Annotated in this window: 17 protein-coding genes; 5 read left to right on the forward strand and 12 right to left on the reverse strand. The window is 32.3% G+C overall.

What is annotated here, in order from left to right; translation table 11 throughout:
- Positions 1-34 precede the first annotated feature (34 nt).
- Positions 35-1,201: an aspartate aminotransferase family protein gene (locus AW729_RS07145; protein ID WP_112124463.1), complete on the reverse strand. Its 1,167-nt coding sequence runs from the start codon at positions 1,199-1,201 to the stop codon at positions 35-37.
- Positions 1,202-2,073: 872 nt separating this feature from the next.
- On the opposite strand from AW729_RS07145, the gene AW729_RS07150 reads away from it, so the two are divergent.
- Complete coding sequence (locus AW729_RS07150; RefSeq protein ID WP_112124464.1) at positions 2,074-2,505, forward strand: peptidylprolyl isomerase; 432 nt, start codon at positions 2,074-2,076, stop codon at positions 2,503-2,505.
- Between the two features lie 493 nt (positions 2,506-2,998).
- Here the strand turns inward: AW729_RS07150 and AW729_RS07155 are convergent, their stop codons facing one another.
- From AW729_RS07155 to argF, 5 genes are all read right to left on the reverse strand, one after another.
- A complete protein-coding gene (locus tag AW729_RS07155; RefSeq protein ID WP_112124465.1) occupies positions 2,999-4,210 on the reverse strand; it encodes an ATP-binding protein in 1,212 nt (403 codons plus the stop codon).
- A gap of 255 nt (positions 4,211-4,465) precedes the next feature.
- The gene (locus AW729_RS07160) at positions 4,466-5,386 is read right to left on the reverse strand and encodes a DNA glycosylase (RefSeq protein ID WP_236951214.1); all 921 of its coding nucleotides are present in this window, start codon (positions 5,384-5,386) and stop codon (positions 4,466-4,468) included.
- A gap of 83 nt (positions 5,387-5,469) precedes the next feature.
- Positions 5,470-6,393 carry a hypothetical protein gene (locus AW729_RS07165; protein WP_112124466.1) on the reverse strand — a complete coding sequence of 308 codons (924 nt, stop codon included), beginning with the start codon at positions 6,391-6,393 and terminating at the stop codon, positions 5,470-5,472.
- Between the two features lie 8 nt (positions 6,394-6,401).
- Positions 6,402-7,226, reverse strand: a complete 825-nt coding sequence (hisF, locus tag AW729_RS07170) for an imidazole glycerol phosphate synthase subunit HisF (RefSeq protein ID WP_112124467.1) — start codon at positions 7,224-7,226, stop codon at positions 6,402-6,404.
- A 44-nt stretch (positions 7,227-7,270) separates the two neighbouring features.
- The gene (argF, locus tag AW729_RS07175; protein WP_112124468.1) at positions 7,271-8,170 is read right to left on the reverse strand and encodes an ornithine carbamoyltransferase; all 900 of its coding nucleotides are present in this window, start codon (positions 8,168-8,170) and stop codon (positions 7,271-7,273) included.
- 535 nt (positions 8,171-8,705) lie between these two features.
- Here argF and AW729_RS07180 point away from each other — a divergent pair.
- Positions 8,706-9,758 carry a carboxypeptidase-like regulatory domain-containing protein gene (locus tag AW729_RS07180; RefSeq protein WP_112124469.1) on the forward strand — a complete coding sequence of 351 codons (1,053 nt, stop codon included), beginning with the start codon at positions 8,706-8,708 and terminating at the stop codon, positions 9,756-9,758.
- Positions 9,759-10,042: 284 nt separating this feature from the next.
- Positions 10,043-10,348 (forward strand): hypothetical protein, encoded by a 306-nt coding sequence (locus tag AW729_RS07185; protein WP_162685839.1) that lies wholly within the window; start codon positions 10,043-10,045, stop codon positions 10,346-10,348.
- Positions 10,349-10,382: 34 nt separating this feature from the next.
- Here AW729_RS07185 and AW729_RS07190 read toward each other — a convergent pair whose 3' ends face one another.
- A complete protein-coding gene (locus tag AW729_RS07190; protein WP_162685782.1) occupies positions 10,383-11,591 on the reverse strand; it encodes an IS4 family transposase in 1,209 nt (402 codons plus the stop codon).
- Between the two features lie 395 nt (positions 11,592-11,986).
- Here AW729_RS07190 and AW729_RS11285 point away from each other — a divergent pair, with 395 nt between their 5' ends.
- Positions 11,987-12,124, forward strand: coding sequence for a hypothetical protein (locus AW729_RS11285; RefSeq protein ID WP_162685840.1), 138 nt, complete (start codon positions 11,987-11,989; stop codon positions 12,122-12,124).
- 154 nt (positions 12,125-12,278) lie between these two features.
- Here AW729_RS11285 and purD read toward each other — a convergent pair whose 3' ends face one another.
- Positions 12,279-13,595, reverse strand: a complete 1,317-nt coding sequence (gene purD / locus AW729_RS07195) for a phosphoribosylamine--glycine ligase (RefSeq protein WP_112124471.1) — start codon at positions 13,593-13,595, stop codon at positions 12,279-12,281.
- 271 nt (positions 13,596-13,866) lie between these two features.
- On the opposite strand from purD, the gene AW729_RS07200 reads away from it, so the two are divergent.
- Positions 13,867-14,433: a GNAT family N-acetyltransferase gene (locus AW729_RS07200; RefSeq protein WP_112124472.1), complete on the forward strand. Its 567-nt coding sequence runs from the start codon at positions 13,867-13,869 to the stop codon at positions 14,431-14,433.
- 98 nt (positions 14,434-14,531) lie between these two features.
- Here AW729_RS07200 and AW729_RS07205 read toward each other — a convergent pair whose 3' ends face one another.
- From AW729_RS07205 to AW729_RS07220, 4 genes are read right to left on the reverse strand one after another with little or no spacing between them, the layout of a single operon-like run.
- Positions 14,532-15,137 carry an ABC transporter ATP-binding protein gene (locus AW729_RS07205; protein ID WP_112124473.1) on the reverse strand — a complete coding sequence of 202 codons (606 nt, stop codon included), beginning with the start codon at positions 15,135-15,137 and terminating at the stop codon, positions 14,532-14,534.
- Positions 15,138-15,139: 2 nt separating this feature from the next.
- Entirely contained in the window at positions 15,140-16,090 is a 951-nt protein-coding gene (locus AW729_RS07210; RefSeq protein WP_112124474.1) for an ABC transporter ATP-binding protein, read from the reverse strand.
- Positions 16,091-16,099: 9 nt separating this feature from the next.
- Positions 16,100-16,963 (reverse strand): ABC transporter permease, encoded by an 864-nt coding sequence (locus tag AW729_RS07215; protein ID WP_112124475.1) that lies wholly within the window; start codon positions 16,961-16,963, stop codon positions 16,100-16,102.
- Positions 16,941-17,876, reverse strand: a complete 936-nt coding sequence (locus AW729_RS07220) for an ABC transporter permease (protein WP_394339569.1) — start codon at positions 17,874-17,876, stop codon at positions 16,941-16,943. Before AW729_RS07220 ends, AW729_RS07215 begins: the two co-directional genes overlap by 23 nt.
- Positions 17,877-17,950 lie beyond the last annotated feature (74 nt).

Here is a 17,950-nt window from a genome sequence, read left to right on the forward strand (position 1 = left end):
AAAATTAGTTAAAAAAAAGAATAATAAAGTAGTATTAAGGTAATATTTCATCAATTACACATACTACTTTATCCAATTCATCTCTGGTTATTATAAGTGGTGGTACGAATCGTATCACGGTATGATTTGCAACGTTTATAAGTACTCCTTTTTCTTGAGCTTTAGCTACCAAATCGTCACATCCATAGTTAACTTCTACTCCGACCATTAAACCATGACCTCTTACATCAACGATACAGTCATGATTAGCTTTGAGAGCTTCCAATTTTTCCATGAAGTATAATCCGTTTTCATGGGATTTGTTTACCAAATCCTCTTCTTCATAGATATCCAATACCGTGTTTCCTGCACAGCATACGAATGGACTTCCACCAAATGTTGTAGCGTGATTTCCTGGCTGGAACGCTTCAGCTATTTTTTCATTAGCCAGTACTGCACCCATTGGTAATCCACCTGCAATTGCCTTAGCACAGGTTGTTATATCAGGGACTGTGCCTGTTAATTCTGATGCAAACATTTTACCTGTTCTTCCATAACCGGTTTGTACTTCATCGAATATTAAAAGGATTCCTTTTTCATCACAGATTTCTCTTAGTGTTGGCAGATAATCATCGTCAGGTACTCTTACACCACTTTCTCCCTGGATAGGTTCAACCAGTATAGCAGCAGTATCATCTGTTATGGCCTCTTTTATCTGTTCAATATCATTGTAGTCTACATGTTTGAATCCTGCTGGTAATGGTTCAAATCCTTTCTGGTATTTAGGCTGGCCTGTAGCTGTTATTGTGGCTAGTGTTCTTCCATGGAATGAGTTCCAAGTTGATATTATTTCACCTTTTCCCGTGTATTTTCTTGCCAGTTTTATGGCCCCCTCATTTGCTCCTGCTCCACTGTTTGCAAAGAATACTTTGTCATGTGGTGATGCTTCAACCAATCTTTTAGCAAATGTTGCCTGTTCTTCGGTATAATACAAGTTAGATACATGTATCATCTTATCTAACTGTTTTGTCAAGTTTTCTGTCATCTTTTTATGAGTATGACCTATGTTGTTTACTGCTATTCCTGCAACACAGTCAATATACTCGTTACCTTCACAATCATATACTATGCTTCCATGTGCATGATCTATTACTAAATCATATCTTCCATAGGTATGCATAACATATTCATCCAAGGTTTCTTTTATGTCATTTGAATTCATATTTAACCTCCAATTTTTTTTAATGAAATAAATTAAAATGATTAAAGATATTATACAATATTATTTATATTCATATTCTATGATAAAACTTTCTACATCTTAAAATTATAGGGGAAAATATTAATTAAATATGGTTGAGACTTTACATACATTAATTCACAATGAAAAAAGAATATTTCGATAGGGATAAATATGGAAAACAGAGAATTAATAATTAATCCGTTTGATAGAATTTATATAAATCTTGAATCTGAGTAATTTATACGTTTTAGTAGCATCTTTACAACTTTAATAAGTACTCTTCATTTACCCATTTAAAGACTTTCTTAAATTTTTAATATAAGTACCATCTTTCACTTTGATAGTTCAATCTTCTCTTGAAGTATATTTTAAATATAATTTCTCATTTTGAAGAATTAAAGAAATATGAAATGCTAAAAAAAATATTAATATTAAAATAGTATGTGACAGTGATGAAGAATCCCATAATACAATATGAATCATAGTATGTTGATGTTTGTTGAGATAGATGTTTGATATAACTTTTTATTAAATATTAATGATGGCATATTACAAACAAATTTATATATTATAATGTAATGTTATTATCAAAAAGTTTGCCTTAAACATCCGCCATAAATTATTAATTAATTAATTATCAGGACTTTCAGCAGCAAAATTTACTGCAAGATATATCTACAATTAATACGATAGTATGAGAATTAATCCATGGGAGTCTTGAAAAGTAATAATTAATCATAAAATAACATAACTCCAAAAAATTATTAAGGATTACAAATAAATAATACTATATACTTTATGTAAACACTCTAATTATAACAAATTATAAATTTAATTAAAAGGTGAAATATATGAAAAAAGCTATAATTAAAACTGACAAAGGTGACATTACAATAGAATTATTCCCTAATGAAGCACCGGGAACTGTTAAAAACTTTGAAAAACTAGCAAATGAAGGATTTTATAATGGATTGACATTCCATAGAGTTATTCCCGACTTTGTAATTCAAGGCGGATGTCCTAATGGAAACGGAACCGGTGGCCCTGGTTATACAATCAAATGTGAAACCGAAGGAAACCCACATAAACATGGTACCGGAGCTTTATCAATGGCACATGCCGGTAAAGATACCGGTGGAAGCCAGTTCTTTATTACTCACAGCCCTCAACCACACCTTGATGGGGTTCACACCGTTTTTGGTCAGGTAATTGATGGAATGGATGTCGTATACGAGATTAGACAAGGCGACAAAATGAATGAAGTAATAATCGAAGATGATTAAGTTATTACAAATTGAGTGAAAAATAGCATAATATTATTAATAAGAAAAAATAAACTATATATTATAGAATTTATATTATATATTCATTCTACCCTTCACCTCCCAAAATACATTTCTTTTATTTATTTATTTATTAAAACTATTTTAATGGCAGTATACAAAATACAGTCCTACTTTCTAGAGATTTAATTATTTCAGGCGGTTTTATTGCAAAAAACGGGCATGATAAATTTTTTCAAGTGTACTTTCAAGAATTCCAATCACAATCAGGATAACTTGACTGATTAATTAAATAACAGTTAATATATAATTTAATTGATGATTAAATTGTTGTATATTATTATATTGTATTTTAACATGTTTTAAATAATAAAAAAAATAAAATAATTCATGGAATAATTTCATATCATTAACAGACACCATAACTCAGAGCATATTTGGGATACTCCTTACCATGTCCCGAATTAAAAAAATATCTTTTTGAAACTGTGTCTTATATTGTTTCATCTTTTAAGAAGTCCATTATATTGATATTTATAATACCCTGTTTTGAATAGTCAGTTATGTCTTCAGTAATTATATATTTTGGATAATTGTCTTTAATCTTCATTAAAGGCTTGAATTCTCTTTTTCTAGTTTTTTCTCCTTTTAATGTTTCTGAAACTTGAACATAAAGCACTTGGTTATTTTTTTTACATACAAAATCGATTTCTAAATCTTGATATATTCCTACGGTAATCTTATAACCCCTTCTTAATAATTCATTGAAAACTATGTTTTCAAGTTTTTGACCTTCATTATGATTGTTATCTCCGACTAATGCTTTATAAAATCCATGATCCATTAGATAATATTTTTCATTAACTGATAGAATTTCCTTACCTTTTAAATCTTCCCTTTTTACTTGTGTGAATAATAATGCATTTCTCAGTAGTTTTATATAATTTAATACTTTTTCAGGATTTGCTTTTCTTTTTTCATGTTTGAAAAACTTGGATATGCTATTGGCTGAAAACATATGCCCCATGTTATCAATTAAGAAATATATTAATCGTTCAAGAAAATCCAAATCTCGTATATCATAACGTCGAACTACATCTTTTAGTAGTATTGAATCATAAACATTATTAATATAATCCATTTTTCCTTTATTTAATTGTTGTAAATAGGGTAATCCCCCATATTCCTTATACTCTTCAAATAATTGCAGTTCTTCAAATCTATTTAATTTCTTATTTTGAGATTTATAGGTTAAAATTTCATTAAATGAGAAGGGATATATTTTAAATTCAATATACCTGCCGGCAATATATGTTGCTAGTTCTCCTGACAATAAATTAGAATTAGATCCTGTAATATATAAATCACAGTCTAAATCCACCATGTATGAATTTATACTTTTTTCCCATCCTTTTACATTTTGAATTTCATCAAAAAATAGGTAGGATTTACCATTGATTTTTTCAGTCAGCTCCCATACAATTTCATCTAATTTTTCTGCATTTTCTATCCATTTGTATTTTGTTGATTCAAAGGATATTAAAAAGATGTTATCCTCTGGGATGTGATATTTATTTATTAATTCCTTTATTATTAATTTGAACATAGTTGTTTTTCCACAACGTCTCATTCCTGTTAATACCTTAATTAAATCCGTATCAACAAATTCATTAATCTTGTCCATATAAAAAGGTCTATCAATCATTGATGAGCAACCCCTACATTATAACATTAAAATATACTCGGTATAATAATTTTATACGATATAACTTATAAAATATCTCATAGTAAAATATATATATGATATAACATATAAAAGTTTTTAAAAATAAATAAGGATATACTGATATTTTGCATTTGAAAAGAGGTCATGAAGACATATTTATAGAATAATTATATATAGAATATGTCACATCCTAATCGAAGAGATAAAGTTCACATACATTTTCCAAATAATCGATTATTTTTTAAGTTTCTCCATTAATCCGGAGAGTCTTGCATAATTAAACAGATATAATTGAATATAACCGGAATACTTGCCAAATCTTTCCTGTGCAAATTCCATAATCTTCCTATTAGATAGCTTCTGACCATTAAAATACAGGTAAGTTGTAATCCTATTTATCCATACGTCAACAGGATATGCCTCACGCTTATTATATGCATATAACAATATACAATCGGCAACCTTAGGACCTACACCCTCCAATTCAATGATTTTCTCAAAGGATTCCTCATAGCCCATTTCAAATATATTTTCATGGAAAGCATCCTCCTCCAATATCATCCTAGTGGTATTTAGCATGTATGAGCTTCTATAACCTACACCAAAGGACTTTAGCTTATCTTCATCTATCTGCACAAAGTCTTTCTCGGATGGAAAAGTAGGGTATTTTTTTCCGTCAAATATGTGTTGATTACCACATGATTTTTTTATATCATCAATGGATTTTGTCCATCTTTTTATGGAGTTATTTGCTGAACATATCGATGATATTATGGATTCAAAAGGATATTGAGCCTTATATAATCTTAATCCCCTGTTGAATTTATACACATCCCTTAATTCTTCATTGGATTCTAAAAAATCATATACTTCAGTAATGTCATAATCCAAATCAAAGATGTAAAAAAGCTTATCCTTAACCAATTGACAGTCAACATCACCATCACAGCAGTATGATACGTCAACATCAGCATTTAACTTTTTCTGGCTTATTTTAACAAGCACATCCTCATTTTGAATAGACAGTATCTCATGATATGTTCCATCAACATTCATCCATGGCGGTTGACTTGTCTGACCGGAGTCCATCGTTAGTTTTAAGTCAAAGTCACCCATATAATCATCATATTTTATTACAAAATTCTTAGTAATCATATTATCACTATGCTGTTCAAATCGTTTAATTAGTAATATAATTTAATTTATTCTCATTTAGAAAAAATAGTTAAAAAGAGGGTTTAAAAGTCTTGGGGATAATGCAATTGTTTTTTATTAATCCAATCCACACCTTCATCAAGTCGTATTACCGCTATGTCTATTGGCCCGCCGACATTCTGAACATCACCGATGTCCATGTTGATTCCATCAGCATAAGCTTGAATCATCTGTGTTGACTTAATGAGAAATACAGCCAGGTTAATTGCATCCTGCAGTGTCATTAATCCCCATTGTATATTGTATTCAAGTCCATGCAACTGATTTAACAATTCCTTCTTATGATTGGACATCCTGTCGAATACCGGCATGTTTAACATTTTTGAATCATATCCCAATATCAACCGGCTTACTACATCTCCCTGACCTACCCATGTACTGCCATATTCTTCAATATCACGTTCCAGTGTTATCTCACCGGGACATCTTAGTTCATATGTTTGAGTTGTTCCATTCTTGTTATATCCACTTACAAGAATATCCACTGCCTCAATATCAAGGTGTCCCTCTTCTATTCTTCCATTTGCCTGTTTTATCTTAAATTCAATGGAATCATCGAGTTTTTCTATGGACAATACCTGTGCACCTTTCTGTTCGGCTTCAATCTTCAGCTGTTGAGCAGACAAGTCCAACTGCTTTTCCCATGGATACTTCGTATTTATATAATCATGTAACTTATAGGCTATCTCCTTAACGGTCAAATCATCCAAGTCATTTTCCTTGGAAAAATCAGTGATGTATTTTGAAACATTTGTAGGCATGCCCTTTTCGTTTGGGAAAAATGCAAGACCTGCTGTCCCAACGATGACCCGGTCATTTATTTGAAATAGCTTATCCGCCGTATTGGTGGATATTCTTGTGATTTGCTTGATGTTTCTTTGGGATTGCCTGCTGTCTGATGCCATTATTATTCCATCAGGTGTCGTTACATTTATGATTAATGTCATTTTTATCCCTATATTCTTGTAGCTATGTCCTTTTGTTTAATGTATTTTTTTACTTCAGGTATTGGATATTCATCAAAGTGGAATATGCTGGCAGCCAGTGCGGCATCGGCTTGACCCTTGGCAAATGCTTCATATATGTGTTCTGGATTTCCAACCCCACCAGAGGCTATCACCGGTATTGATACGTTTTGACTTATTGTTTTTGTCAAATCCAAATCATAACCGATTTTGGTTCCATCACGATCCATACTTGTAAGCAGTATCTCACCGGCACCTCTTTCTTCACATTCTATTGCCCATTTGACTGCATCGATTCCAGTAAACTCACGTCCACCATATATGCTGCAGTCAAACCAGCAATATCCATCATCGGTTTCTATAATATAATGGTCATCCTTTTCTGATGGATTTTCAACATATCTTCTTTTTGCATCGATTCCTATTACACATGCCTGGCTGCCCACATGACTTGAAGCCCTGTTTATCAGGGAAGGATCCTTTATTGCCGCCGTGTTTGTTGAACACTTATCAGCTCCTGCCTTAAGCATGTTAACATAATCCTTTACTTCACGTATTCCACCACCGACACATATGGGACAGAATACATTTTCAACCGTTTTTTTAATTACATCGGCCATTGTTGATCTGCGTTCATGAGAAGCGGTAATGTCCAGGAATACTATTTCATCGGCTCCATCCTCATAGTATTTTGTTGCCAATTCCACCGGATTTCCGGCATAGCGTATCTGCTTGAATTCTACTCCTTTAACTACTCTTCCTTCAGGTACTTGTAAGTCACAGTCCAAACATGGAATTATTCTTTTTGATAACATGGTATCACTTTTATAACAATTTTGGGGAAAGGGTGTTTTATAATTTATAGTAACTTGTACATTATTGCTTTTTGAGCGTGTAGACGATTTTCTGCCTGGTCCCATATGGCTGAATGTGAGGACAGCATTACCTCATCGGTTATTTCCTGGTCTCTTATGGCAGGTAGACAATGCATTACTATCACATCTTCTTTTGCCTTGTTTACCAGATTCATATTTATTTGATAATCCTTGAATATTCTTTCCCTTTCTTCTTTTTCTTCTTCATCACCCATACTGACCCATACATCGGTGTAGAGAATATCCGCATCCTTTACTGCTGTGTATACGTCATGTTCGATTTTTATGATGGAACCGGTTTTTTTGGCTTCTTTTTTGGCTAATTCATATATGTCTTTATCTGGTTCATATCCCTCAGGACATGCTACCGTTACATCCATTCCGGTGTATGCTCCGGCTAGAAGTAATGAATTGCATACGTTGTTTCCATCACCAATAAATACCAGTTTTCTGTTAAAATCACCCTTGTATTCCTTTATGGTAAGTAAATCGGCAAATATTTGACATGGATGTTCCATGTCGGTTAATCCACTTATAACAGGTATTGTTGAGTATTTTGCCAATTCTTCCACATTGGAGTGTTTTTTGGCCCTTATCATTATTCCGTCAAGATATCTGGACAATACCCTTGCGGTATCTGCTATTGTTTCTCCCCTGCCTAACTGCATGTCATCACTAGACAGGTATAAAGCCTGTCCTCCCAACTGGTACATTCCAACTTCAAATGATACCCTTGTACGTGTTGATGATTTTTCAAATATCATTCCCAATGACTTAGCTTCTAATGGTTTATCAGTTATTTTTCCACTTTTTAAGTCTTCTGCAAGTTCAATTATTTCAAAAACTTGATCTTTTACATCAGACATTGATAATAAATGTTGCATATTTATCCCTTTCCCATAATACCCTTAAATTAAAAATATATAATAAATCATATTTTAACAATAAATAATATATTGATTTGTATTTTGTAATTTAAAAAATTTTGTATTGTAAGTCGATGTTATCAAGTTAAGAAAATATTTATATTAACTTTCCTAATTTTTTATTTAATCCTTTGATTTGCTTTAATTTAGATTATTAATCATTATCATATAATTATAATGAATATTAAAGGTATTTATTTATATTTTTTTAATGGATTAACTATTTAATTTATTATTCAGATGCAATTGCATATGACTTAGGAATATGTTATTATTAAAGTTTATATATAACTTATTCTAAACCTTTTTAATATAATAAAAATGAAAAAAAATACATAATCAATAGAAAACATGAAAATGGGGTGATTATAATCCTAAATTAATATTTAATAAATGAAAATATTTTAACAGATTATAATAATGCATCCTATTACAAAGTGTGAATATTGAAAAAACCAGGAAAAATTTAATAGTATTATGGGAGATAAAAAAAATGAGAACTTCAAGTGCTGTAATATTAATGGGTGGATTAATATTATTAGTATTAATAGGAGTAGTTGTAGCTGAAGACTTCATCATGCCTCAGGATTTTGAGGAGGAAGTTTCTGTATTGTCAACCAACAACAGTACAAACAATACAACTACTGGAACTGTAAGTGTTAAAAAACACGTCCCACCTAGAGGTATAATGCAAAAATTTGTCGTAATCTTTTGGAATCCTTGGGCTACTGCACCAACATACAATGGATTCGTAGTTTATAAAAATTACATATACAACCGTTTATCAAATAATATGTGGACCAGTGTTGCATCGGTTGATAAGAACAACCAGATTGTTAACATAACCGCGTCTGATCAAAGTATTGTGGATAAACTGAATGAAACTTTCAACATAACCCCCAATGCAACAATAACAATGACAGAAACACCATCAACTAGCATTACAAATGAAGGAAATAGTACAAATACCAATGAAAATAGTACAAATACCAATGAAACAAGCACCACACAAAACAATACGGAAAAAATTGGTACAAGCATTAATTTAAATGATCAAACTCTTGAAAACGGTACCTCTTCAACAATAACAGGTACTTTAGTTGATGAAAACGGTACTGGAATTGCCGATGCCGAAGTAACCATTACAATAAATGGTGAAACTACTACACAGACCACAGACTCCAATGGACAATTTAGTTATCAATACACCAGTGATTCTAACTTAGATGTTGGAGAATATAGCATGGATGTGAGTTATCAGGGAAATGATACTTATCAGGAATCTTCCAAGTCAATAACAGTTACCATTAAAGCTTCGGCTGATGAAAATCCTGAAGAGAATACGACTGCAGATGAATATAGCAGTGCAAATGAAAAACAGTCAAGTAATTATAATAATGATAATTCGTACAGATCATCATCCTCTTCATCATCACACAAATCATCAAGCAGCGATTCATCAAGCTCATCAAGCAGTTCCTCTGGTAGATCATCTTATGATAGTTATTCCAATGAAGAGAATTATGCTAGTTCAGAGTCCTATTAGATAATTTAAAGAATATTAATTTATTCTTAAAACTATTTTTTTTATATATTTGAGGGTGTGCGACAACTCTCATTGAAGACTAAACATTTTTATTATTTTCACGTATATTTATTTTATTAGGGTATTTTTTTCTGTTTTTTCTCACGGTTTTTGTTTTCAAGTTTAATAGATTTTTTAGTTTATTATTATGTGTATATTACTAATACAAGCAAACAACTAGCATCGCATCAAATAAGATCTCTTACGAAGATAACATCAACAAATATCAAACAACAATAAATAATGTGGATTTTCAAAAACACAACAGGATATATGATGAAGAAAAAACACTGATATGTCTGTACAGAAAAACAAAGAATACCCATCAACAAGTCTACCCTGGAAAATGCAACGACAGAATAATATACTACACACATAAATGCAGTAAATGCCCTTCAAAAAACATATGTCTAACCAATAAACTGACAGGAAAAGTACTCACAGACTACACCAGCCAAGCCAAAGAATTACTGGCCTATAGGTTTGAAACACCACATGGACAAAAACAATACAAAAAACGAATGCCAATCAATGCTGTCAAGTTAAGATAGTTTTTATGTGAAATTTTTTTGTAGTGTGTTTTTTTTAGAATGATCTTTTGTTGTTGTCGTTGAATTTGTGTCCGTAGTCTACTGGTTCTCGGGTTGTTGTTTTTGTTTCTTCTTTTATGGGTATTAGGTTTTTTTGTAGTATTTTGAATATTTTTTGTATTGCTTGTTGTTGTTTTTCTTCATCAGGAGTTAGTAAGTTGAGTAATTCTTTTTTTACTAGTCCTACTGCTATGTTGAAGTTTGTTGAGTATTCTTTGTATTGGTGTTTGTTGTTTTTTTGGGGTTGTCGTGTTATTTGTTGGTTTGCGTCGTGTTTGATTACTGTTGCTATGTTAAATACGTATACGTCTGAGTAGAAGTCTTGTTCTATGATTATTTTTCTGCGGCCCGAGAAGTTTTCTGTTTCTAATTTGTTTTTTAGTTTGTCGTAGTTGGTTTCTATTGTCCATCTTTTGTTGTATATTTCTTTAAAATCTTGTATTGTCATTGTTTTATCGAATACATTGGTTGCTAGTGTTTCTATTTCTCCGGTTGGTAATTTTATGTTTATTATTCTTATTTTGAGTTTTTGTTCTTTGTTTGCATAGTTTCTTAATTTTTCGTCTTGTATTGTTTTTATGAATGATTTAGTTAGTGGTACTTCAATTATTTCATCATCAGTAGTCATTTTATATCTTTGATCTATGAATGTGTCTTTTTTTAGCCGTATTACGAAATATGAATTTAGTTGCATTATTTTTAACATTAGTTTTTTTGAACCATAACCTCTATCACATATTGATATTGTTTTTTGAAGGTTAATCTTATTTTTAACATCTTCTAAATGGTCAATGGCAAGATCAGGTTCACTGGACTTTCTGCTGGTAATGGTAGAACTTAAAATAAATTCATTTAGTACATCAACCATTGTAGATACTCTGGCAGTAGCCGTATGTTTGGAATGATCAATATTATCTTCAATACCAAAATCTTCACGGATAGTAGGATAATTCGGCAAATCAAATATAGAACCATCATGAGCTGCTAAATAATAACCTTTAAATGTTTTTAATTCGGGTTCCGTATATATTCTTTTTAATAAATCACCATTCATATCAATATATGCCTGTGGGTCAATAATCATCCTTCTTTCAGAAATAGCCTGTTTAGACACATCCATATCCATTTCACCCCAAAATTCTTCCATAAAATACAAGGCCTCTAATGCAGTTGTACGTCCACGATTCCATGGAACATATTTCATAATACATTCCTGAGGCAACTTACGATTACGAACAAAATTATTTTCTCCTAATATATATTTTTCACAAACATAATTATTAAAATTTCCTAAATTATCCAACAAATGATTACATAAAAACATAATTACCACCAAAATACTATTACTCAAATCCACACAAAACAATAATAAAAAACAAATATAAACACAATGTGAATTTACTAAATAATAATATATAATAAGTAATATATAAATTAAACTATAATTTATTCTTAAAATAAGCTCAAATAAAATAAACACTTATAATATTTAATATAATTAAATATGCTATGGAATTAAGTAAAATTAAAGTAAATATTGGTTAGAATAAGTAAACTAAGGTATAAAAATAAGTAAAAATCTTAACTTGACAGCATTGAATGCCAATGGTAAAACCACGATTCGCATACAACAAATACACCCTGAAATACAGACAATATCATATATTGGGCCTTGAAAATGCAAAAATGCAACAAACACTCATGGCAACAGCACAAAAACATAGTGAAAATACATAATTTAGAACTAAAAGAACAAACAAAAAATAAAAATTTAATTGATTTAACTTGAAGATATTCCATTTATGTTTTGAAAATTATTCAGTTATTTAAAATCAGTAAATGTATCATTTGTCATATTACTTTATAAAACACCAAAAAAAATAATGGGGGATTAGGATTTAACTTCCTTCATGTGTTCTAATTTTTCATTTAATAATTCTTCGGTAGCAACGTCACATCTATGATATACTTCTCCGTTGACATATTTTATTGCCTCTTCACAGACTTCTTCTGCCTCTTTTATGCTATCACGTACGGCAAGTACTGCTATGGCCCGTGATGAAGTTAAGCGTATGTCCTCGTTTTCATCCTCATATACTGCGGCGTAGTATACCTGTGCATCCATTTGATTGATTTTTTCTTCATCCACTTCCACTATTGTGTCGGCTGCTTTTGTGTCAGGATACTTATCCGGTACAATGTATTTGCATACTGATGCCTTGTTTTCAAACAATGCCTTATCAAGAGTGCCGTCGACTATTTGTTTGGATATTTCTGCCAGGTCATAGTCGAATACTGCCAGTACGTTCATTGACTCCGGATCGCCAAATCTTGCATTGTATTCTATGATTTTTGGTCCTTCTTTTGTAAGCATGAATTGACCGTAGAGTATTCCCTTGTATGGTGATGCCTCTTTTTTTATTGCATCTATTGTTTCTTTCATTATTTCAACAGACTGGTCATATTCTTCCTGGCTTAAAAATGGAAGTAAATGATTTTTATCGGAGTATGAACCCATTCCACCGGTTATTGGTCCTTTGTTTCCTACGAATGCGTGTGGATGATCCTGTGCTGCTGGCATTGGGATGAGGTGTGTTCCATCTACGAATGCCTGAATGGTATATTCTTCTCCTATGAGCAATTCCTCTATTACCACTCCTTCGAATCCGCCCATTTTCTGTTCGAATATTTCCTTGACATATTCCTTAGCTTCTTCATTATCTGCAAGCTGATCACCTACAATTTTAACTCCTTTTCCACCTGTTAATCCTATGGGTTTTACTACGACAGGTTCGTTAAAATTATCGATAAATTCATATGCTTCTTCAAGTGTGTAGAATGTTCCATATTTTATTGAACCGGATATATCATAGTCTTCAAAAAGTTTTCTCATGAATGCCTTGTTTGTTTCAATTTGGGCTGCATCCTTATTTGGTCCAACAGACTTAATTCCAACTTTTTCCAATTCATCAACTATGCCCTTTTCAAGTGGTGCTTCAGGTCCGATGAATGCTATTTCAATTTCATTATCCTGTGCAAACTTTATAATGTTTTCAAAGTCGGATTCATCTGCTACTTCATATTCTTTTGACAATCTTGCTAGTCCAGGATTTTTACGTCCCATATATGTAAATACATCGGCGGTTTTGGCAAGGGACTTTGCTATTGCATGTTCTCTTGCTCCACTACCTACTACTAATATATTCATTATTTAAACACTTCCTATTAAAATGAAAAATTTTATTATTATATATTTATGTCATAATTTCTATTTAGATTTTTACTTTTTAACCAATGTGAAATGAGATATCTTTCTGCAAGAAGTTTACTGTTAATACATTTTAGTGCTTTTTTCATGGATTTGTAATACAAAACAAAGTATTTATAATACAAACAATATAATTTAAATTAATAATATACATTACAATAGTAATACAAATGTGTGTTAAATCAGGCAAAAAGTAATAACGTGAGTAAATATGAATCTTGAAATAATAGAACTAAAAGAAAAACACCTATCAGAATACCAAGTAGAAGACTTCATTTTTAAAATGATAAAGGAAAGCTACGGTTTAGATTACGTGCCGGAATATCATTTTGATGTGATTGACTTGAAAAACTATTATATAAATCCATCAAAAAATAACCTATTCATGGTAATAGATAAAGACAACAATCAATTAATTGCTACAGCCGCGGTAAGAGGTTATGACAGAAACGACAACATAAAAAACAGAAACTATAACCTAAACAGCACGGCCAGCATCTACAGATTATTCGTTAAAAAAGAATACAGACACAATAAAATCGCTACAAGACTACTTAGAAAAATAGAAGATTTCTGCAGAGAAAAAGAATATAATGAAATATATTTACACACACAAAAAGACAGTTATGGTGCATTGGCATTCTGGCTACATCAAGAATATGAAATAGTAGATGACACACACGATTCAATGGGAACAATACACATGGAAAAGGTATTGAATAAAAATGTATACAAGTTAACCTCCATAAATGAAGTAGAAGACAAGATAGAATCATAATTCTATTTTTCTAATTTTTAATATTAAATAAGCTATTTTTTCAAATAATTTAACTTTAAAGACAAAAATAAAAAAAAGTGTAAGGTTAAATGTTAACCTTAATCTGTAATATCCCGTAAATAGATTATATCATCACATATACGATTTAATAACTTTTTATCGTGACTGACTACAAGTACACCCACCTTGTTTTTACGAGCCACAGTCAACAGGCTTTTCCATATTTGTACCTGTGTAACAGCATCAAGCATAGTACTAATCTCATCGGCTATTATAAACTGTGTCTTTGGATTTAACGCTCTTAATATGCTAAAACGCTGCAGTTCTCCACCGGATAGCTCTGAAGGATATCTGTCAAACCATTCCTTTTTGATACCGAATTCATCCAGTATATTATCGTCAGGCATCCACGACTCCTCAAGTACGTCCTTCATCTTCCAGCGAGGATTCATAACCTTTTCAGGATGTTGATAAATCAACTGAATAGGATTATATCCTTTTTTATATTTTTGGTCATTGACCGTGACACTGCCTTCATAATCCTTTATAAATCCAGTCAATACCTTACAGAGAGTACTTTTTCCAGAACCGCTGTCACCGAACAACCCTATTACCTGCTCGTTATTCATCTCAAAATTCAGATTCTTGAGAATTTGATGTGAACCATAACCGAAACTAACATTTTCCGCTTTCAATACATTCATATCTAATCACCATCCACCAATGGATTGAAACAACGGATAACCGTTCCATTTACCTCTCTAAGTTCGGGAATTTCATAGTGACACTCCCTTACCTGATGAGGACAGTTTTCATGATATGGACATCCCTTCGGTATATGCAAATAGGAAGGCTGATGACCCTCGGTCAGTTCAAACTCGGTTTCCGGAAGAGCCCTGTAAAGAGACCTTGTATATGGATGAAGTAATTTTTCACCATTTCCGGAGAAGTTTTTGGTATCCGTAATCTCTATAACATAACCCAAGTATAATATTGCTATTCTATCACTGGTTTTTATAGCAGTATATATGTCATGGGTAATGAGTATCATACCAATACCCCTTTCCTTTAGCTCTATGAGATTGTTGATTGTTTCTTCAACCGCATGTTCATCAAGACCGGGCGTCGGTTCATCGGCTATTATTATTTCAGGATCATTAAGCAATGCAGTTGATATTAAAACCTTACGTGCCATTCCACCCGACAACTGGAAGGGATACATTTCATCAACTTCGTCGGATAAATTATATTGATTGAAAATTTCTCTCTGCTTTTTAAGTACTTCCTCTTTTTTATCCTCATCATCAATATAACCTATTGCCTGCTCCTTAACTTTCATCAAGGGATTTAAGTTATTTACTGATTGTGGAATAAAACTTATCTTATTACCCCTTAGTTCTTGCTTAAATTCATCATCCATTTCTTTGCCCTTATACCGTATACTACCCGATACTTTGGCATTTGTTGGCAATATGCCTAGGATTGCATGTGCAAGCAAACTTTTTCCAGAACCACTACTTCCAAGAACAGCCAATATTTCATGATCATCAACATCCATCGTCAAATCAGATAATACCTTTAGTTCTCTCTGCTGGAGACCTTTGAAGTATTGTGAGAAAGAAATTGATAACTTTTCTACTTCCAATAATTTACTCATTCTAAACACCTACTCTTGTGCACTTTGCGGATCCAATAATTTATGCACATTTTCACCTATTAAGTCAAACAACAGTACCAGGAATAATAATGCTAAACCCGGATAGAAGGCTAGCCACCAATATCCCATACTAAGATATTTCATTGATTCCGATAGGATAATACCAATGGCCGGTTCATGAGCCGGCAATCCAAAACCTAAGAATGAAATACTTGCTTCGTGCATAATTGCATGAGGGAACATCAATATTACCCCTACAATAATTTGTGATATTATAAGTGGGAATATGTGTTTTTTAGCTATCCACATTTTAGATTTTCCGAATTCATTTGATAGTTTGATGTATTCACTGGTATTGATTTTCTTAATTTCTGCTCTGAGTACCCTGGCAAGCGGGGTCCAGTGGGTTAAACCTACGGCCATAATAACACCATAATAACCTCCACCAAATGCAAGAGATACCAATATTATTAACAGTATGTGAGGAATTGAACCGAACAAGTCAATTACTGCAGTTACCAATTCATCAACCAAGGTATTGACGCTGGAGAATACGCCTAAGATTATTGCAACTATGGTACTTATTACTGATGCAAATGCTCCCACACCTATACTTATTCCAAGACCAAGTAATGTACGCATGAACATATCCCTTCCCATCCAATCGGTACCAAACCAATGCTCAAAGGATGGTGGTTGATTTATATTATAGAAATTACTTGTAAGTACGGCGGTATGATCAATAAAGTAATTACTTATAAATACTGAAAATAGTATAATAAATGCAATGACTATTATAAGTAGAGTTTTTGTTCTTAAATTAAGATTTAAGATTCCTTTTTGTTTTTCTTTACTGTCTGTCAAGGTTCTCATTCTCCCTAATTCTTGGATCAACAAAGTAGTACATTATATCCGCCAGTAGATTTCCTACAAATACAAATACTGCACTTATCAATACGATACCCAAGAGTAACGTAACATCACTTTGTAGTCCTGCAGCTACAGCCGTTTGTCCTATTCCAGGATAAGAAAATACCTGTTCTACTAGTACTGCTCCACCAAATAGTTCTGCAAAGTTCTGGAACTGTAATGTCAATGCAGGTAAGAGCACATTTCTTAATGCTTGTCTCTCAATCAATGGCCAGCCACTTTCTCCTCTAGCTCTGGCAAACAAGATATAATCTGAGGACAATACATTTACCAATTCATTTCTGGTATACATTGCAATAGGAGCTACTCCAACCAAACTTAAAGTCAACGTCGGCAGTACCAGCCGTGCAAGCCACTGCCATATTGTAGCATCCGAGCTAACCGTTCCTATGGCAACACTCATCCCTATAGGGAACCATCCCAGCTCTACCGAGAATATGATTAAAATAACCAATCCTATCCAGAATGAAGGTGCTGACTGTAGGATATAACAGTATAGTTTTACCAGTTTATCTATCCAGCTACCCTTATTTTTTCCGGCAACTATTCCCAATCCAAATCCAAGCAATCCGCTAAGTACCCATGAAATTGCCATTAAGACAAAAGATGCCATGAATCTTTCTTTAATAACATCTATAACTGGTATACGATATATTAAAGAGTTTCCAAGGTTTCCCTGTAATAAGTTACATAGCCAACCCCAGACTTTAGTAATCAGTGGCTGATTCACGCCCCAGTACTGTTCTAGAACAATCCTTTGTTCCGGGCTGATTACGGCTTGTTTAAGATAAGCATTTACGGGATCTATAGGAGATAATTCAAGTAATATAAAACTAAAAATAGCTACTGCAAACATTAAGACTATGAAATGAATTGCTTTATTTCTAATAAATTTTTTTGTTTTATTATTCAAAAATAAAAGCCTCCTAA

The sequence above is a fragment of the Methanosphaera sp. BMS genome, assembly GCF_003268005.1.
Classification (GTDB): Archaea; Methanobacteriota; Methanobacteria; order Methanobacteriales; family Methanobacteriaceae; genus Methanosphaera.